At 64.7% G+C, this 18,232-nt stretch carries 19 protein-coding genes; 5 read left to right on the top strand and 14 right to left on the bottom strand.

Annotated elements, in window-relative coordinates:
• Positions 1-29 precede the first annotated feature (29 nt).
• The 4 genes from ASF77_RS15380 (at position 30) to ASF77_RS15365 (ending at position 6,387) form a co-directional block, all read left to right on the top strand.
• Positions 30-500 carry a hypothetical protein gene (locus ASF77_RS15380; protein WP_056341051.1) on the top strand — a complete coding sequence of 157 codons (471 nt, stop codon included), beginning with the start codon at positions 30-32 and terminating at the stop codon, positions 498-500.
• 154 nt (positions 501-654) lie between these two features.
• Positions 655-2,598 (top strand): DUF885 domain-containing protein, encoded by a 1,944-nt coding sequence (locus ASF77_RS15375; protein WP_082493799.1) that lies wholly within the window; start codon positions 655-657, stop codon positions 2,596-2,598.
• 341 nt (positions 2,599-2,939) lie between these two features.
• Positions 2,940-4,676: a PHB depolymerase family esterase gene (locus ASF77_RS15370; protein WP_056341049.1), complete on the top strand. Its 1,737-nt coding sequence runs from the start codon at positions 2,940-2,942 to the stop codon at positions 4,674-4,676.
• A 211-nt stretch (positions 4,677-4,887) separates the two neighbouring features.
• Positions 4,888-6,387 carry an alpha/beta hydrolase gene (locus tag ASF77_RS15365; RefSeq protein ID WP_229445456.1) on the top strand — a complete coding sequence of 500 codons (1,500 nt, stop codon included), beginning with the start codon at positions 4,888-4,890 and terminating at the stop codon, positions 6,385-6,387.
• A 75-nt stretch (positions 6,388-6,462) separates the two neighbouring features.
• Here ASF77_RS15365 and ASF77_RS15360 read toward each other — a convergent pair whose 3' ends face one another.
• Positions 6,463-8,781 (bottom strand): TonB-dependent receptor, encoded by a 2,319-nt coding sequence (locus ASF77_RS15360; RefSeq protein WP_056341047.1) that lies wholly within the window; start codon positions 8,779-8,781, stop codon positions 6,463-6,465.
• 156 nt (positions 8,782-8,937) lie between these two features.
• On the opposite strand from ASF77_RS15360, the gene ASF77_RS15355 reads away from it, so the two are divergent.
• Complete coding sequence (locus ASF77_RS15355; protein WP_056341045.1) at positions 8,938-9,195, top strand: antitoxin Xre/MbcA/ParS toxin-binding domain-containing protein; 258 nt, start codon at positions 8,938-8,940, stop codon at positions 9,193-9,195.
• A 43-nt stretch (positions 9,196-9,238) separates the two neighbouring features.
• Here the strand turns inward: ASF77_RS15355 and tatC are convergent, their stop codons facing one another.
• From tatC to hisD, 13 genes are all read right to left on the bottom strand, one after another.
• Positions 9,239-9,994 carry a twin-arginine translocase subunit TatC gene (gene tatC, locus ASF77_RS15350; protein ID WP_056341043.1) on the bottom strand — a complete coding sequence of 252 codons (756 nt, stop codon included), beginning with the start codon at positions 9,992-9,994 and terminating at the stop codon, positions 9,239-9,241.
• Positions 9,995-10,486 carry a Sec-independent protein translocase protein TatB gene (gene tatB / locus ASF77_RS15345; protein WP_056341041.1) on the bottom strand — a complete coding sequence of 164 codons (492 nt, stop codon included), beginning with the start codon at positions 10,484-10,486 and terminating at the stop codon, positions 9,995-9,997.
• Positions 10,487-10,501: 15 nt separating this feature from the next.
• Positions 10,502-10,741, bottom strand: a complete 240-nt coding sequence (tatA, locus tag ASF77_RS15340; RefSeq protein ID WP_056341039.1) for a Sec-independent protein translocase subunit TatA — start codon at positions 10,739-10,741, stop codon at positions 10,502-10,504.
• 115 nt (positions 10,742-10,856) lie between these two features.
• The gene (locus tag ASF77_RS15335; RefSeq protein WP_056341036.1) at positions 10,857-11,231 is read right to left on the bottom strand and encodes a histidine triad nucleotide-binding protein; all 375 of its coding nucleotides are present in this window, start codon (positions 11,229-11,231) and stop codon (positions 10,857-10,859) included.
• Between the two features lie 104 nt (positions 11,232-11,335).
• Positions 11,336-11,677: a phosphoribosyl-ATP diphosphatase gene (locus tag ASF77_RS15330; RefSeq protein WP_056341034.1), complete on the bottom strand. Its 342-nt coding sequence runs from the start codon at positions 11,675-11,677 to the stop codon at positions 11,336-11,338.
• Positions 11,674-12,090 carry a phosphoribosyl-AMP cyclohydrolase gene (gene hisI / locus ASF77_RS15325; RefSeq protein WP_056341031.1) on the bottom strand — a complete coding sequence of 139 codons (417 nt, stop codon included), beginning with the start codon at positions 12,088-12,090 and terminating at the stop codon, positions 11,674-11,676. Before hisI ends, ASF77_RS15330 begins: the two co-directional genes overlap by 4 nt.
• Before the next feature lie 3 nt (positions 12,091-12,093).
• Positions 12,094-12,858 (bottom strand): imidazole glycerol phosphate synthase subunit HisF, encoded by a 765-nt coding sequence (hisF, locus tag ASF77_RS15320; RefSeq protein ID WP_056341029.1) that lies wholly within the window; start codon positions 12,856-12,858, stop codon positions 12,094-12,096.
• Between the two features lie 17 nt (positions 12,859-12,875).
• Positions 12,876-13,652, bottom strand: coding sequence for a 1-(5-phosphoribosyl)-5-[(5-phosphoribosylamino)methylideneamino]imidazole-4-carboxamide isomerase (gene hisA, locus ASF77_RS15315; RefSeq protein WP_056341028.1), 777 nt, complete (start codon positions 13,650-13,652; stop codon positions 12,876-12,878).
• A gap of 52 nt (positions 13,653-13,704) precedes the next feature.
• Positions 13,705-14,346 carry an imidazole glycerol phosphate synthase subunit HisH gene (gene hisH, locus ASF77_RS15310; RefSeq protein ID WP_056341026.1) on the bottom strand — a complete coding sequence of 214 codons (642 nt, stop codon included), beginning with the start codon at positions 14,344-14,346 and terminating at the stop codon, positions 13,705-13,707.
• Positions 14,347-14,362: 16 nt separating this feature from the next.
• Positions 14,363-14,953 carry an imidazoleglycerol-phosphate dehydratase HisB gene (gene hisB / locus ASF77_RS15305; protein WP_056341024.1) on the bottom strand — a complete coding sequence of 197 codons (591 nt, stop codon included), beginning with the start codon at positions 14,951-14,953 and terminating at the stop codon, positions 14,363-14,365.
• Between the two features lie 27 nt (positions 14,954-14,980).
• The gene (gene hisC, locus ASF77_RS15300) at positions 14,981-16,078 is read right to left on the bottom strand and encodes a histidinol-phosphate transaminase (protein ID WP_056341022.1); all 1,098 of its coding nucleotides are present in this window, start codon (positions 16,076-16,078) and stop codon (positions 14,981-14,983) included.
• Positions 16,075-16,917, bottom strand: a complete 843-nt coding sequence (locus ASF77_RS15295) for a site-specific DNA-methyltransferase (RefSeq protein ID WP_056341020.1) — start codon at positions 16,915-16,917, stop codon at positions 16,075-16,077. The genes hisC and ASF77_RS15295 overlap by 4 nt, the downstream gene beginning before the upstream one ends.
• Complete coding sequence (hisD, locus tag ASF77_RS15290) at positions 16,914-18,230, bottom strand: histidinol dehydrogenase (RefSeq protein WP_056341018.1); 1,317 nt, start codon at positions 18,228-18,230, stop codon at positions 16,914-16,916. Before hisD ends, ASF77_RS15295 begins: the two co-directional genes overlap by 4 nt.
• Positions 18,231-18,232: the final 2 nt, after the last annotated feature.

The following is an 18,232-nucleotide window of genomic DNA, read 5'->3' as shown; positions in this document are numbered from 1 at the left end:
GATGATGCCGCTTTTGTAACGGAACCCCCATGGACGAACAGCACCCGCAAGCCCAGGTCATCGGCCTGAAATCGTGGCTGGCCTATGCCGGCGTGCTGGCGCTGGCGATCGTCCTGTTCGGCGTGCTGCTGCCGCTGGCCTTCCTGTGGCACGAGCTGGCGGCCTTTGCCGTGCTGGTGCTCTCGGCGATGTTGGTCGCCTACGAATTCCTGCTGGTGCGCAGCGTGCAGCTCTACATGGACGACCTCGGGGTCTGGGTGCATGCCGGCGTGCTGCCCTGGAAGAAGGGGATCATCGGCGTCAAGTGGCGCGACATGGACGAAGCGAGTTACGTGAACGGCCTGCGCAGCTGGCTCACGCGCTCGTACACGATCCGCGTGCGCCACCGCTTCACCCAGGACGCCGAGATTGTGCTGACGAATATCGCGCGCGGCAAAGGCGCGGTGGCGACCATCAACGCGCGCCACCAGGCCTTGATCCGCGCCGGCCTGGTCGACTGAGGGCGCAGCGCGCAAGCCGAAGCTGCGCTCTACATTTGTTACAAACCCGGAGCCACGCACCCCGCGCGAAAAATGCTAATCTGGCGCGCTGCCGCGCTGCCATTGATAGGCCGCGCAGCCCACCCGACATCTCCATCTTTACGGGCCGAACACGATGATGAAAACGAAACTCGCGCTGGCAGCCATGATCGCCAGCCTCGCGCTGGCGCCTGCCAGCGCCAAGCAGTCCAAGACCTCGAAGCCGAAGGCGGCCAAGGTCGTCAAATCGAAGGCCGGCGCCAAGCGCGCCGCCGCCCCGGTCGCCAAGGCGAAGGGCAAATCGAACAAGGGTAAAGCCGTTGCCGCCGCTGCCGCCACCGGCGCCGCCGTGGCAGCAGCATCGCAAGCGAGCGCCGCGCCAGTCCAGGCGCCGGCCTCCAACGAAAAGCGTCTCGACCGCCGCGCCGACAGCCTGAGCATGCAGTACCTGACGGCCCTGTGGCGCGTCGATCCGGAAGGCGGCATCGCCGTCGGCAAGTTCGATGTGGCCGCCAACCTCACCATTCCCGATGCCGCCACGCGCGCCAAGAAGCTTGCCTTCGCCGACGAGTGGCTCGATAAATTCAAGAAGATCGACGCGCGCCAGCTGTCGCCACGCCAGCGCACCGACGTCGCCCTCCTGATCAACAAGCTCGAGAACGACCGCTGGCGCCTGGCGACGCTGCGCGAATACGAGTGGAACCCGTCGCTGTACAACATCGCCCAGCCGCTCGACCTGATCCTCAACACCGACTACGCGGCGAAACCGCAACGCCTGCGCACCATCCTGAAACGCCTGGACAACGTGCCGGCCTACTACCAGGCGGCGCAGGCATCGATCGTCAACCCGACGCGCGAACACACGCAGTTGGCTATCTCGCAGGCGCCCGGCACCCTGGTGGTGCTGGCCGACCTCGGCCAGGCGGCGCAAAGCTCGATTCTGAACGCGCGCGAAAAGGCCCTGTTCGCGCAGCGCATCGCCGAAGCCGGCAGCGCGGTGCTGGGCTATGTCGACTTCCTGACCAACCTGGAGAAGACGCAGTCGGAATCCGGCAAGGCGCGTCCCTTCCGCCTCGGTAAGGCCCTGTACGAACAAAAGTTCGCGCTCGAGATCCAGTCGGCCAGCAGCGCCGAGCAGATGTACCGCAAGGCCCTCACCGCGCGCGAAGAGCTCCTCACGCGCATGAACGCGATTTCGGACGAACTCTGGCCGCGCTACATGGCCGATACCCGCAAGCCGAACGACCGCTTCCAGAAGATCGGCATGCTGATCGACCGGCTCTCCGCACGCCATGTCGCGCGCGAAAACTTCTTCCCCGAGATCCGCCGCCAGATCCCGCTGCTGCAGGACTGGGTGATCAAGAACGATCTGTTGACGCTCGATCCGGACAAGCCGCTGGAGGTGCGCGAGACGCCGATGTACCAGCGCGGCGTGGCCGGCGCCAGCATCGACGCGCCCGGCCCGTATCGGCCGAAGGACAAGACCTACTACAACGTCACGCCGCTCGACGGGCTGTCCGCCGAACAGGCCGAGAGCAGCCTGCGCGAGTACAACGAGTGGATCCTGCAGATCCTGAACATCCACGAGGCGATCCCCGGCCACTATGCCCAGCTGGTGCATGCGAACCGCTCGCCTTCACTGGTGAAATCGCTGTTCGGGAATGGCGCGATGGTCGAAGGCTGGGCCGTCTACGGCGAGCGCATGATGCTCGAATCGGGTTATGGCGGCAACGCGCCCGAGATGTGGCTGATGTACTCGAAGTGGAACCTGAGGAGCGTCACCAACACCATCCTCGATTATTCCGTGCACGTGAACGGCATGGGCCGCGAAGAGGCGCTCGACCTGCTCACGCGCCAGGCCTTCCAGACGCGCCAGGAAGCGGTCGAAAAATGGCGCCGCGTGCAGCTCTCGTCGGTGCAGCTGACCAGCTATTTCAGCGGTTATGCCGAGATCATGGAACTGCGCGAACAGCGCCGCCAGGTGCTGGGCGACCGCTTTAATCAAAAGCAGTTCCACGACCAGTTCCTCAGCTACGGCAACGCGCCCGTCAAGATGATCGCGGAGTTGATGCGCGATTGATCCGCGCCAGCGTTCGCAATAAACCGGGGCCGCGTGTCCCGGTTTTTTTCACCTGTCCCCCTGTGCAAAAGCGCACAAACGGCGTGCCTGTGTGCTGCTTGTGCGGCTGCACACGAGGTCTAGAATCGTTCGGCGGCATTCGATATGGCCGCGCTAAAACGATAACGACAGCCGGAGACCAGCCATGTTCACCCTTCCTTCGCCCGCCTCCTAGCGCGTAGTTCCACAGCTGCGCGCGGCTGCCTGCTTTTCCGTGTCACTCAAACCCGGCGCACTCCTGTGACGCTGTCGCGTCCTCGCGTCCGGGCTGATCAACGTGCTTCACGCAACGGAGACTGACCATGGCATTTTCCCTTTCGACGGCGGCCCGCCAAGCCGTTCTGCTCGCCGCATTGCTCCCCTGGGCCGGCGCCCAGGCCCAGGTGCAGGCCGGCCCCGGCACCTGGAGCGGCAACCAGACCTGGGCCAGCGACACCGTCAACGGCGGCGCCCTCACCGGCTATTATTATTGGCCCGCCAGCGCGCCCGCCCTCGCCGGCAAGCGCGCGCTGGTGCTGGTGCTGCACGGCTGCTCGCAAACGGCGGCCGGCGACGTCATCGATTCGACCTCCGACCGCGGCTACAACTGGAAAGGCGTGGCCGACCAGTACGGCGCCGTGATCGTCGCGCCCAACGCCACCGGCAACCTGTACGGCTCGCACTGCTGGGACTGGGCGAAGAGCACCCACAGCCGCACGACCGGGCACTCGGGCGTGCTGCTCGATCTGGTCAACCGCTTCGTGAACAACCCGCAGTATGCGATCGATCCGAAGCAGATTTATATTGCCGGCCTGTCTTCGGGCGGCGCCCAGACCATGGTGATGGGTTGCCTCGCGCCCGACATCTTTGCCGGCGTCGGCATCAACGCGGCGCCGCCGCCGGGCGTGAGCACGCTGCAGATCGGCGCCGTTCCCTCCGGGTACACGGCCAGCACCGCCGCCAACAACTGCAAAAACCTGGCCGGATCCAACGTTTCCCAATTTGCGACCCAGGTGGCCGGCGTGATCTGGGGCACCAACGACTACACGGTGGCGCAGGCCTATGGCCCGCTCGACGCGGCGGCGATGCGCCTCGCCTATGGCGGCAGCTTCACCAAAGGCGCAGCGGTCAGCGTGCCGACCGGCGGCAGCAACATCCCCTATACGGACGCCAACGGCAAACTGCGTACCTCGGAGATTACCGTCACCGGCATGGGCCACGCCTGGCCGGCCGGCAGCGGTGGCCAGAGCACGAATTTCGTCGACGCCAGCAAGGTGAACTATCCGGCCTTCGTGATGGACTTCTGGTTCAAGAACAACCTGCGCGTCGCGCGCGCGGCGCCGCCGGCGATGACCTCGTGCAGCGCCAGCGTGTCCGGCTCCACCATCACGGTGAACGGCGCGGCCAGCGGCAGCATCGGCAGCTACAAGGTGGTGCTCAATGGCCCGACGCCGGTGGATGACGCGGCCGCCGGCAGCGGCGCCAGCTTCAGCAAAGCCTACACAGCGCGCGTTGACGGTTACTACAGCGGCAGCGTGACGGCCACCGACAGCGGCACCGGCTTGACTTCGAACGCCTGCAACATCGCCCAGTTCCTGGTCGGCAGCGCCCCGGCCCTGCAGCCGCCAGGCGGCTTGGCCGCCGGCACGCGCACGGCCAGCAGCATCGCCCTCAGCTGGAACGCCTCGAACGGCGCCGTCGGCTACAACGTCTACCGCAACGGCAGCAAGGTGAACGGCGCGGCCATTACCGCCACCGCCTACACCGATACCGGCCTGGCGGCGGCGACGGGCTACAGCTACCAGGTCTCGGCGCTCGGCAACGGCGGCGTCGAGAGCGCGCGCTCGGCGAGCATCAGCGCCAGCACGGGTTCCGGCTTTGTCTGCAGCACGACCACCGCCAGCAACTACGCCCACGTGACGGCCGGCCGCGCCCACAATAGCGGCGGCTATGCGCTGGCCAACGGTTCGAACCAGAACATGGGCCTGAACAATACCTTTTACACGACCACGCTGGCGCAGACCGCGGCCGGCTACTACGTGATTGGTAACTGCCCTTAAGGGGCGCGTCCATCATCCGTCAGGTGCAGGACTTTGCCGGGGCTGAGCCCCGGTTTTTTTTCGCCCGCATTTCGTGCCATCCATACGGACGTTGCGGCAGCGTCACGCCATCATGCCGCGCTTACATTGTTTTCCGTTTAACTCTAGAATGAAAACCGCCAAGCGGACTCTGGTTTCGCTGTGCAAAACAATAATTTATGGAGACATTTCGATGAAAAAGCAGCTCGGTATGTTCGCGTCAGGTCGCTTGATTCCGCCCTTGCTGGCAACGCTCGCCTTGACCGCCTGCGGCGGCGACAACGACACGCCGCCGCGTCCGCCGCAAGCGGTAGTCACCCCGGTTCCCCTGACGGTAACGCCGGAACCGACCCGTGCCCAGGACGCGCGCACCTTCTCGACCCTGGCCACCCTGCCGGCGCTGGCGCCGCTGAGCGGCGCGCCCGACACCGACCGCTGGACGGGCGTGCTGAACAACGCCAGCTACCAGATCGAAGTGCCGAAAAACTGGAACGGCATGCTGGTGATGTACGCGCACGGCTATGCGGGCGAAGGATCGACCCTGTCGGTATCGCCGCCGGCGATCCGCCGTCACCTGATCAGCCAGGGCTATGCCTGGGCTGCGTCCAGCTACAGCAAGAATTACTACGACGTGCGCGCCGGCGTCGAAGACACCAACGCGCTGGCGATCGCCTTTGTCGGCATCGCGCGCCAGAACGGCCGCACCCTGAGCGCGCCGATCAAGACCTATATCACGGGCGTGTCGATGGGCGGGCACATCTCGGCCGCCGCCGTCGACGAGGAAAACATCGCCACCGCCAACAACCGCATCCGCTACAACGGCGCCGTGCCGATGTGCGGTGTGCTGGGCGACACGGAGCTGTTCGATTATTTCGCCGCCTACCAGGCCGCCGCCATGGTCGAAGCGGGCACGCCGGCGACGAGCTGGCCGGTCGCGAACTGGGCGACCGTCGGGCCGCAGGTGCAGGCCAAGCTGTTCTCCAGCTTCCCGGGCGGCACCCCGAACGGCGCGGCCGTGCCGACGGCGCAGGGCATGCGTCTGAAGCAGATCGTGCAGAACCTGACCGGCGGCCCGCGTCCGCTGTTCGACTTCGCCTACGCCAGCCCGCTGCAGGCCACTGTCTGGGGCACCTTCGGCCGCGACGGCAAGGTCAACGGCATCCTGAGCGAAGACCTGGTCTCGACCAAGGACATCGTCTACCAGCTCGACGCCAATCCGGCCCTGAGCGCAGAGGAGCAGGCCTATAACGCCACCATCTTCCGCGTCCCGGGCTCGCCCGAGGCGAACCGCCTGCGCCGCGACGGCCTGCGCTGGATTCCGAAGACGAACGCGCAGATCAAGGTGCCGGTCGTGACGATCCACACCCTGGGCGACATGTACGTCCCCTTCAGCATGGAGCAGATCTACAAGCGCCGCGCCGATGCGGCCGGCACGGCGGGCTTGCTGGTGCAGCGCGCGATCCGCGGCATCAGCCACTGCGATTTCACGATCGCCGAGCAGGCCGCCGCCTTCGATGCGATGGTCAAATGGGAACAGCAGGGCGTCAAACCGGAAGGCGACGACGTGCTGACGCCGGCGGTGGTGGCCGATCCGAAGTACGGTTGCAAGTTCACCAACAACACCCCGTCCGAAGGCGACAGCGCCACCCTGCTGAACACGCGCCGCTCGCTGCCGCAGTGCACCGGCACCTGATCGACGTTTGAAGCAGCGATAGAAAAAGCCGGCCCGATGCAGATCGGGCCGGCTTTGATTTTTCCAGCGTCGGACTTAGAAATTGACCTTGAACTGGGCGCCCAGGGTGCGCGGTTCGTTCAGGATGCCGGTCAGGTTGTTGAAGTCGATCGCGCCCACCACTTGCACCTTGTCGGTGATGTTGCGTGCAAAGGCGGCCACTTCGTACTTGCCCTCGCCCCAGCGGTAGCCCAGGCGCAGGCCGCCTTCGACCAGCGACTTGGCCTTGTATTCGCGCGCCTCGTACAAGAACATGTTGTAGGTGCTGCGGTACGACCAGTCGGTGTAGGCGAAGAAGTCGCCGTTGCCTACCGGGACGGTGTAACGCAAGGTGAAGTTACCCTGCCACTTCGGCGCGCGCGGCATCGGGTTGCCGTCGATGCGCACCGTGCCCGGGAAGGGGCCGGCCGGATCGACCACCGTGCAGCCGGCCAGACCGCCCGTGTTGGCGAAGTTGCCGCACTGCTGGACGAACAGCGAGCCGTCCTTGATCTCGGTATCGTTGTAGCTCGCGCCCAGGGTCATGCGCAGCGAGTCGCTCAGCACGGCCTGCAGGTCGAGCTCGACGCCGCGGCCGGTGACCTTGTCGGCGTTGATCAGCTGGTTCATGTTGATCACGCCGCTGCCGGCGGTGAGCTGCTTGTCGTCCACCGTGTACTGGAACACGCTGGCCGAGATGCGCGCGCGGCGGTCGAACAGATCCTGCTTGATGCCGGCCTCGTAGGACAGGGCTTTTTCGGCGTCGGCGAAGGACGGGCGGTCGGCCAGGCCGTTCAGGCGGCCCTGCATGCTCGGGGCGCGGTAGCCGGTGGCGATGCGCGCGAACAGGTTCGTCGACGGGTTGAGCGCATAGGTGCCGCTCACGTCCCAACTGACGTTGTTCGACTCGTTGTTGATGACGAAGGGGCCGGCGGTGGTCGCCTCGACGCGGCGCGCCGAGAAGTCTTTTTTATCGCTCGTGTAGCGCAGGCCGGCGCGCAGTTTGAGCTGCTCGGACACCGTGTAATTCAGCGAACCGAAGGCGGCCCAGGATTTCGTGTCCTGGTTCTGGGTGGCGTAGAACGGATTTTGCGGATTGCCCGGCGCCAGCGAATCGAAGCTGATGCTGTCGATGCGGATGTCTTCCTTGAAGAAGAACAGGCCGCCGATCCATTGCAGCGGGCCCGGCACGTTCGACTCGGCGCGGAATTCCTGGGTCAGCTGCTTGTGGTCGGGCAGCAGGTCGGCCGTCTCAACGACGAAGGGAATGAAGCCCGGGCCCATCGGCTGCGCGTACACGGCGCCATAGCCGCCATCGACGTCGGCGCGGCTGTAGAACTCGGCCGTCTCGTAGCCGGTGATCGAGTGCAGGGTCACGCGATCCAGGTTCCAGCGCAGGCGCATGTTGGCGCCATGGGTTTTCAGGGTTTGCACGTTGACGCCGTCGGTCGGATAGCGCTCGTAGTCGAAACCGTCGACCAGGTCGCTCGTGCCCTTCTTGATGATATTCGCGCGGAACAGGGTGGCGTTGTTGTCCAGGTCGCGCGCATGGAAGTTGAACAGGGCGCTGAAGCCTTTATGCGGCTGCACCAGCAGCTGGAAGCGGCCGGCATTGTCGCTGTAGCCCTCGAAGGCGCGGGTGCCGGTCGGGCGCGCGTTGAAGACGCGGTTGTCGCGGTTCTGGGTCTGGATGGAGGCGCGCGCGGCCACCGTCTCGCCCAGCGGCAGATTGAAGGCGCCCTCGACGTTCATCGCGCCGTAGTTGCCGACGCCGGCCGTGACGTAACCTTCGGTCTTGCCCAGCACCGGGCGCACCGAATCGAACTTGATGACGCCGGCCGGCGAGTTACGGCCGAACAGGGTGCCCTGCGGGCCGCGCAGCACCTCGACCTGCTCGACGTCGAAGACAGGAAAACCTTTCAACATCGGGCTTTCCTGCACGATGTCGTCGACCACCAGGCCGACCGGCTGCGAAGCGTTCAGGTCGAAGTCGGTATTGCCCTGGCCGCGGATATAAAAGCGCGGGAAGGAACGGCCGTAATCGGATTCGACGTTCAGGCTGGGCGAGCGGCTGGCCAGGAAGCGGATGTCCTGGCCGCCGGCCGTCACCGCTTCCAGGCGGTCGCCGCTGAGCGTGGTGATCGCCATTGGCACGTCCCTGATGTTTTCGGCGCGGCGCTGGGCCGTCACGATGACCACGTCCAGACGCTGCCCGGTCTGGGCTGCCGGCTGGGCCGGCTGGGGTGCCGCCTCCTGTGCCGGCTGGGCCGCGGGCGTTTCCTGGGCCAGCGCCTGCAGCGGGAAGGCGGCGGCGACGGCCATGCACATCAGCGTGCGGCAAGTAGGGAGCGACAGGCGGGATCCTGGACGTTTCATAGTGTTCCTTAGGTAGCTGAGAAAACCGGCGACAATAGAGCACAAGCGGATAATGCGTTAACGCTTGAGCAAAATTGTAAAAACGAAATTATATCAACGCGTTACCTTGTACTTACAGAATTTCCGCACGATGATGTTTTTTTGCACAGGATTTTTATGAACCAGGATGAACCATTGACTTCCGGCGCCCTGGCGGCGCTGCAGGCCCGTTTCCAGCAACAGTCGCGCAAGGCGCAGGCGTATTACACGGTCATGCACGCCGTGCGCGGGGTGCTGGGCAGTGACGAGGCGGCGAGCAGCTGGATGGAGGCGCCGCTGGCGGCATTCGAGGGCGAGACGCCGGCGCAACGGGTGGCTGCGGGGCGCGAGAGCGAAGTAATGGAATACGTGCGAGGCTTAAAGCCGGGCAAGTAGCGACTTGCGATACGTAGGGTGGGCTCGAGAGCCCACCCTACATTCATGCGGTCTCTTCCGGCGCGCGCGTCATCCGCACGAACATCGGAGCGACCAATAAGCCCAGTTCGAACAGCAGACACATCGGGATGGCCAGCGCCAGCTGGCTGACCACGTCCGGCGGCGTGACGATGGCCGCGATGACGAAGGCGCCGACGATCAGGTAAGGGCGGATCGATTTCAGCTTCTCGATGCTGACGATGCCCATGCGCACCAGGATCACGACCACCACCGGCACCTCGAAGGTGGCGCCGAAGGCGAGGCACATCGACATCACGAAATCGAGGTAATTCTCGATGTCCGGCATGACGGCGATCGAGGTCGGCGCGAATTCGGCGATGAAGTGGAACACGCGGCCGAACACGAAGAAATAGCAGAAGGCGACGCCGGCGATGAACAGCAGCGAGGACGACACCACCAGGGGCAGCACCAGGCGTTTTTCGTGGGCGTACAGGCCGGGGGCGACGAAGGCCCACATCTGGTAGAACACCCAGGGCAGCGCCACGATGATGGCCGCCATCAGGGTGACCTTCATCGGCACCAGGAAAGGCGCGACGACGCCGGTGGCGATCATCTGGGCGCCCGGCGGCAGCGACTGCAGCATTGGCATCGCGAGGAAGTCGTAGATTTCCTTCGGCCCCGGCCAGATGAACAATCCGATGCAGACGATGGCGACGCCGATGATGGCCTTGACCAGGCGGTCGCGCAGTTCGACGAGGTGGGAGATGAAGGTTTCTTCGACTGGCGCTTCGTCTGTCATTTAAAAGAACGATACATTGGATTTGACGCCGGGGCGGAACTTGCGCACGCGCGCGGCGCCCGACAACACGCGGGTTTTACCACCGGTGCGGTGCTTGTACCAGGCCGGGATGGCGGAAGAACGTACCAGCTTCTTGCGCCGGAAATCCTTGGCCTTGCGCTCGAGGTTGTCCATGCTGGCCGTCGGCGCCGGGGCCGTCGGCTGGATGTCGCCGCGCCAGGCCGATTCGACTTCCTGCAGGCTGCTCGTCATGTGATGCTCGACGTCCGACTGGAACTCGGCGGCGCTGTCGGCCACCTCTTTTTGCAGGTTGCGCAGCTCGTCGAGCTGGATCTCGCGGCTGACCTCGGACTTGACGTCGTGCAGGTAGCGCTGGGCGCGGCCGTACAGGGTGCCGGCCATGCGCGCCACCTTCGGCAGCTTTTCAGGGCCGATCACGATCAGCGCCACCACACCGATGATGGCGAGCTTCGACAGTCCCAGGTCGATCATATGGCCGCGACCGGATTACGAACGGTGCTTTTCGCGGGTCTCGACGTCGATCGTCGATTTGTCGGCGACCTGGCTAGGCGGCACCGGCGTCGACGGATTGGCGGCGGATTTCTCTTCCTCGCCCTTGACGCCATCCTTAAAACCTTTGACGGCCTTGCCGATGTCGGAACCGACATTGCCCAGCTTCTTGGTACCGAACAGCAGCACCACCACGACCAGCACGATTACCCAGTGCCAAATGCTCATCGAACCCATATCAAATCTCCTCAGTGGGCGCAGGCGCCCGCAATCGTTGAAGCCTGGTTGAAACGTCTGCGCCAGTATAAGCCATGCAGGCGCGCATAACGGTTAGAAAAGGCTTAGAAGGCTTTCAAGTTCCCAGGCCGCGCCACGGACGGGCGCCACCATACACGTGCATGTGCAGGTGATAGACTTCCTGGCCGCCATTCGGCCCGCTGTTGATCAGGGTTTTGAAACCGCCGCCCGGTTTGCCGTCGGCGCCGCGCGTTACGGCGACGCCGTGTTCAGCGGCCAGTTTCGGTGCCAGCGCCAGCATTTTACCGAGCACCGCCGTGTGCGCCTCGGTCACGTCGGACAGGGTGTCGACATGCTGCTTCGGGATCACCAATAAATGCACGGGCGCGGCCGGGTTGATGTCTTTAAATGCCAGCACGTCCTCGTCTTCGTAGACGACTTGCGCCGGGATCTGCTTCGCGGCGATCTTGCAGAAAATGCAGTTATCCATCTTGTTGTCTCCAGTCTCTGTTGCTGCAGCAACTTCACTATACCGCAGGGCAATCCGAACTATCTTATATGAGAACGATGACGCGGCAATGACGCGGCGTGGACTCAGGCGTCCTTGCGCGCCGCCTTTTCTTCCAGGCCCGACAGTCCCTCGCGGCGCGCCAGTTCGTCCAGCACCTGCTGCGGCGTCAGGTCGAACTTCGCCAGCAGCAGCATCGAATGGAACCAGAGGTCGGCCACTTCGTAGACCAGCTTGGAGGAATCGCCCGAGACGCGCGCGTCTTTCGCCGCCATCACGGTCTCGGTGGCTTCCTCGCCGATCTTCTTCAGGATCGCATCGTCGCCTTTGGAAAACAGCTTGGCGACATACGAGGTGGCCGGGTCGCCGCCGTGTTCGGGCTTGCGCGATTCGATCGTTTGCGCCACACGCGCCAGGGTCGTGCTCATGATTTTTTCTTGTCCGCGTAAATTGTTTTCGGATCCTGCAGCACCGGTTCCACCGCCTGCCAGTCCTCGCCGTCGAATTTTTGATAAAAGCAGGAATGGCGGCCGGTATGGCAGGCGATGCCGCCGGCCTGCTCGATCTTCAGCAGCACCACGTCTTCGTCGCAGTCGAGGCGGATCTCCAGCACCTTTTGCGTGTGCCCGGATTCCTCGCCCTTGTGCCACAGCTTTTTACGCGAGCGGCTCCAGTACACGGCTTCGCCCAGTTCCACCGTGCGCGCCAGGGCGTCGCGGTTCATCCAGGCGAACATCAATATGTCGCCGGTGGAGGCTTCCTGGGCGATCACCGGCACCAGGCCGTGCTCGTCCCAGCGCACCTTCTTCAGCCATGCCGCATTGTTCGTCGAATGGGGCATGTTTTATGATTCCAGGCGCATCGGGATGCCGCGTTCGGCCATGAAGCGTTTCGCTTCGCCGACCGTGTGCTGCCCGTAGTGGAAGATGGACGCCGCCAGCACCGCGTCGGCGTGCCCCTTGAGCACGCCGTCGGCCAGATCCTGCAGACCGCCGACGCCGCCCGAGGCGATCACGGGAATGCCGACCGCGTCCGAGACGGCGCGCGTTAGGCCCAGGTCGAAACCGGATTTCGTCCCGTCGCGATCCATGCTGGTCAAGAGCAGTTCGCCCGCGCCCAGTTTTTCAAGTTGCTGCGCCCATTCCACCGCGTCCATGCCGGTGGCATTCCGGCCGCCATGGGTGAACACTTCCCATTTGCCGGGGGCGACCTGCTTGGCGTCGATCGCCACCACGATGCACTGGGAGCCGTGCTTCTGCGAGGCGTCGAACACCAGCTGCGGGTTCTGCACGGCCGAGGTGTTCATGCTGACCTTGTCGGCGCCGGCATTCAATAAGCGCCGCACGTCCTCGACCTTGCGCACGCCGCCGCCCACCGTCAGCGGGATGAAGACGGTGGCGGCCACAGCTTCGATGATCGGCAGGATCAGGTCGCGGCCGTCGCTGGACGCCGTAATGTCGAGGAAGGTAATTTCGTCGGCGCCCTGGCCGTCGTAGCGGCGGGCGATTTCGACCGGGTCGCCGGCGTCGCGCAGCTCGGTGAAATTGACGCCCTTGACGACGCGCCCGCCCGTCACGTCGAGGCAGGGGATGATGCGTTTTGCCAGCATAGTATTTACAAGGCCGATTAAGCCTGTTCGCCCTCGGTCAGTTCGTCGGCGCGGGCCTGGGCCGAAGCCAGGTCGATCGTGCCTTCGTAGATCGAACGGCCGCAGATCACGCCTTCGATGCCTTCGTCCTGCACCGCGCACAGCGCTTCGACGTCGGCCAGGTTGTGCAGGCCGCCGGAAGCGATGATCGGGATGCGCACCGCTTGCGCCAGGCGCACGGTCGCTTCGATGTTCACGCCGCCCATCATGCCGTCGCGGCCGATGTCGGTATAAATGATGGATTCGACGCCGTAGCCTTCGAATTTCTGGGCCAGGTCGATGACCTCGTGGCCGCTCATCTTGCTCCAGCCGTCAGTGGCGACCTTGCCGTCCTTGGCATCGAGGCCGACGATGATCGAGCCGGGGAAGGCGCCGCAGGCGTCGTGCAGGAAGCCCGGGTTCTTCACAGCGGCGGTGCCGACGATGATGTAGGTGATGCCGTCGTCGAGGTAGCGCTCGATGGTGTCGAGGTCGCGGATGCCGCCGCCCAGCTGCACCGGGATCTCGTCGATGCCGTTGTCTTCTGCGAACTCCTGCACCACTTGCAGGATCGATTTGATCGCCGGCTCGTTCTTCGGTTTGCCGGCAAAGGCGCCGTTCAGATCGACCAGGTGCAGGCGGCGCGCGCCCTTTTGCAGCCAATGCAGGGCCATTTGGGCGGGGTCTTCGGAGAAGACGGTGGCAAGGTCCATATCGCCCTGTTGGAGGCGAACGCAGTGACCGTCTTTCAGGTCGATGGCGGGGATCAGCAGCATGGTCGTGGTCAGTGAGTGAACGGTGGAGTGAACGAATTTTGCAAGATTCGGTTCAAGGATTCCAGTGGATGAAATTGCGGTACAAACGCAGCCCGGCGGCCGCGCTCTTTTCGGGGTGGAACTGGGTGGCGACGATGTTATCGCGCGCGACGGCGCAGGTGTACAAGCCGCCGTAGTCGGTTTCGCCGATGGTGTCGCTCGCCTCTTCCGGCGCGACATAATAGCTGTGCACGAAATAGAAATAGCTGCCGTCCTCGACGCCCTCCCAGAGCGCGTGGGCGCGGGTCTGGCGCACGCGGTTCCAGCCCATCTGCGGCACCTTGAAGCGCGAGCCGTCGGCCTGCGTCTTTCCATCGAGCTGGAAGCGCACGACCTTGCCGGGCAAGAGGCCCAGGCCCGGCGTGCCGCCGTTTTCCTCGCTCTCGTCGAACAGCATCTGCTCGCCGACGCAGACGCCCATCACCGGGCGGCTTTTCACTGCGCGCAGCAGGGCTTCCTCGGCGCCGGAGGCACGCAGGCTGTTCATGCAGTCGCGCATGGCGCCCTGCCCCGGCAGCACGATGCGGTCGGCGCTGTCGATGTCCTCGGCTTTGCTGGAGACCAGGATGTCCGCTTCCGGCGCCGCGGCGCGCAGCGCCTGCGCCACCGAGCGCAGGTTGCCCAGGCCGTCGATCACTACGATCTTGTTTGCCATCGCTGAATAGGCCCGATTAAAGGCTGCCTTTGGTGGACGGGATGATGCCGGCGGCGCGCTCATCGAGCGTGGTGGCCATGCGCAGCGCGCGGCCGAACGCCTTGAAGACGGTCTCGCACTGGTGGTGCGCGTTCACGCCGCGCAGGTTATCGATGTGCAGGGTGACGCCGGCGTGGTTGACGAAGCCGCGGAAGAATTCGCCCGTCAGGTCGACGTCGAAGGTGCCGATCATGGCGCGCGTCCAGGGGATGTGCATCTCCAGGCCGGGACGGCCCGAGAAATCGATCACCACGCGCGACAGCGCCTCGTCGAGCGGCACATAGGAGTGGCCATAACGGGTCATGCCCTTCTTGTCGCCGACCGCTTTTGCGATCGCCATGCCGAGCGTGATGCCGGTGTCCTCGACCGTGTGGTGGGCGTCGATGTGCAGGTCGCCGACGGCTTCGACCTCGAGGTCGATCATGCCGTGGCGCGCGATCTGGTCGAGCATGTGGTCGAGGAAGGGCACGCCGGTATTGAGTTTCTGGCGGCCGGTACCGTCGAGATTGAGCGCGACGCGGATCTGCGTCTCGTTGGTGTTGCGGGTGATGTCAGCGGTGCGGGTCATGAAAGGTGCTCGTCGGTTCAGGGGCGCTTACGCTGGCGTGAGCGCGGTCCTGAGGGCATTCAGGAATGCGGAATTTTCTTCCGGGGTGCTGACCGTTACACGGATGCAATTGGCCAGCGATCCATGCATTTTACTCAAATTTTTGATCAGCACCTTCTCGTCCAGGAGTTTTGCGCAGACCGCGCCCGCATCCGGTACGCGCAGCGCAATGAAATTCGCGGCCGACGGAAATACTTCGACCCCCGGCAGCGCCGCCAGTTCGCCGGCCAGCTTCTCGCGCTCGGCATTGATGCTGGCGGCCTGGGCGTCGAGGACGTCGATGTGTTCCAGCACGAACTCGGCCGCCACTTGCGTGAGCACGTTGACGTTGTAGGGCGGGCGCACCTTCTCGAATTCGTCCAGCAGCGCGGGCGCGGCCGTCATGTAGCCGAGGCGGATGCCGGCCAGGCCGAGCTTCGACACGGTGCGCATCACGATCAGGTTCTCGAACTCGCCGAGGCGATCCATGAAGGTGGTGCGGGCGAAGGGGTGATAGGCCTCGTCGACCACGACCAGGCCGTGCTCGCCCTGCGCCTGCAGGATGGCTTCGATGTCCTCGACCGCGAACAGGTTGCCGGTCGGGTTGTTCGGGTAGGCCAGAAACACGACGGCGGGCCGGTGCAGGGCGATCGCGGCCAGCATCGCTTCCATGTCGAGCGTGAAGTCGGCCTTCAGCTTGACGCTCACGAAATCCGCGCCCGCGAACTGGGCCGAGCGCGCATACATGACAAAGGCGGGCACCGGCGCCAGCACGGCGGCGCGGCGTTCCTGGTTGGCGACCGTGGTCGTCACGATCTGGATCAATTCATCCGAGCCGTTGCCGAGCAGGACGTCGTAGCCGGCCGGGACGCCGAGCTTGTCTTTTACTTTGTCCTTCAGCGTCGCATACGAGGCCACCGGATAGCGGTTCAGGACGGCGTCGGCCAGGCGCTGGCCCAGTTCCTGGCGCAGCGCTTCCGGCAGCTCATAGGGGTTTTCCATCGCATCGAGCTTGATGTAGCCGCTCGCGTCCGGTACGACATAGGCGCTGTTGGCGCGCACGTCGGCGCGGATGACGTTGGCGATCAGGTTGTCCATGGAGCTCATGCTTGTTCCTCGGTGGTGCTGGCGGCGCGGATCACGGCCTTGGCCGCGCGCGCGATGCTCTTGCGTTGTTTGATGGTGGGTTGCGGTTCCGGCGCGGCCAGGCGCGCGTCGATGATGGCGCAGTATTCCGGATTCAGCTCGAAGCCGGCGTACTGGCGCCCGAGCCGGCGCGCGGCGATCGCCGTGGTGCCGCTACCCATGAAGGGATCGAGCACGATGCCGCCCGCCGGACAGGAAGCCTTGATCATGCGCTCGATGATCTCGAGCGGCTTCTGCGTCGGGTGGTCGGCGCGCTCCGGATGTTCGCGGTGCAGGCGCGAGACGCTCCACAGGTCTTTCGGGTTGTAGCCGACCTCTAACCATTTAGCGCCGACGAAGATCGAGCGCGAACGCGCCTTTTTGGTCGCCGCGTCGTACGGGATGCGCACCGCGTCCAGGTCGAAATAGTAATCCTTGCGATTGACGAAAAAGCCGATGGTGTCGTGCACCGAGCTGAAGCTGCGCACGCTGCCGCCCATCGAAGGCACGCGCCGATCCCAGATGATCTCGTTCATCATCGTCATGCGCTTTTTCAGCATCACGAAGATTTCGGGCGCGAAGCGCCAGGTGAGGAAGATGTACAGGCTGCCGTTGGGTTTCAGCTTGGGCAGCGCGGCATCGATCCATTGCTCGGTCCAGGCCAGATAGGCTTCGACGCTTTGCTGGTCGGAGCCGTTGCCGTAGTCCTTGCCGAGGTTATAGGGCGGATCGGTGAGGATCAGGTCAACGGCGCCATCGGGGATGCGCGCCAGTCCTGCCAGCGCATCCTCGCAGAATACCCGGTTGACCCAGTCCGTCATGACGGCTGTTTCAGTCGCAGTTCTGCGCTGCGCGCGTGCGCCTGCAAGCCTTCGCCATAGGCCAGTTCGGCCGCGACTTTGCCCAGGGTCTGGGCGCCCGCCTCGCTCACATGCAGGATCGAGGAACGCTTCTGGAAATCGTAGACGCCCAGTGGCGAAGAAAAACGCGCCGTGCGCGAGGTCGGCAGCACGTGGTTCGGGCCGCAGCAATAGTCGCCCAGCGACTCGGACGAAAAGCGACCGAGGAACATGGCGCCCGCGTGGCGGATCTGATCCGCCCACTGCTGCGGATTCTCGGCCGAGATTTCCAGGTGCTCGGCGGCGATGTCATTGGCGATGGCGCAGGCCTCCGCCATGTCGCGCACTTTGATTAACGCACCGCGGTCGGTCAGCGAGGTGGTGATGGTTTCATGGCGTGGCATGGTCGGCAGCAGCTTGTGGATGCTCGCTTCCACCTGCGCGATGTAGTCCGCGTCGGGGCACAGCAGGATCGCCTGCGCCAGCTCATCGTGTTCCGCCTGCGAGAACAGATCCATGGCGACCCAGTCCGGATCGGTCGTGCCGTCGCACAGCACCAGGATTTCCGAGGGGCCGGCGATCATGTCGATGCCGACCGTGCCGAACACGCGGCGCTTGGCGGCGGCGACATAGGCATTCCCGGGGCCGACGATTTTATCGACGGCGGGAATGGTCTCGGTGCCGTAGGCCAGCGCGGCCACGGCTTGCGCGCCGCCGATGGTGATCACGCGGGTGACGCCGGCGATCGCGGCGGCGGCCAGCACCATCTGGTTTTTGACGCCATCGGGCGTTGGCACCACCATCACGATGTCCTTGACGCCGGCCACCTGCGCCGGGATCGCGTTCATCAGCACCGACGACGGATACGCGGCCTTGCCGCCGGGGACATAGATGCCGACCCGGTCCAGCGGCGTGACGCGCTGGCCGAGGATCGTGCCGTCCGCTTCGGTGTACGTAAAACCGTTCAGTTCCTGCTTCTGGCGCTCGTGAAACACGCGGATGCGTTCGGCGGCCGTCTGCAGCGCACTGCGCTGGGCTGCGGGCAGCGCGGCCAGCGCCGCCTGCAGTTCCTCCTGCGACAGGTCGAAGGCGGCCATGCCGGTTGCGCTGACGCGATCGAAACGGTTGGTGTACTCGAGCACCGCGGCGTCGCCGCGCCGCTTCACATCGGCCAGGATTTTACCCACCGCCGTTTCGATCGCGTCGTCGGTCTCGGCCTCGAAGGCGAGCAGCGCATGCAGCTGCTGGGTGAAACCCTCGTGGGTGGAATCGAGTGTGCGGATCTGGACAGCCATGG

The organism is Massilia sp. Leaf139 (genome assembly GCF_001424165.1).
Classification (GTDB): domain Bacteria; phylum Pseudomonadota; class Gammaproteobacteria; order Burkholderiales; family Burkholderiaceae_D; genus Telluria.
Note: the sequence above shows the minus strand (reverse complement) of the source record. Positions and strands in the feature narration are given on the sequence as shown.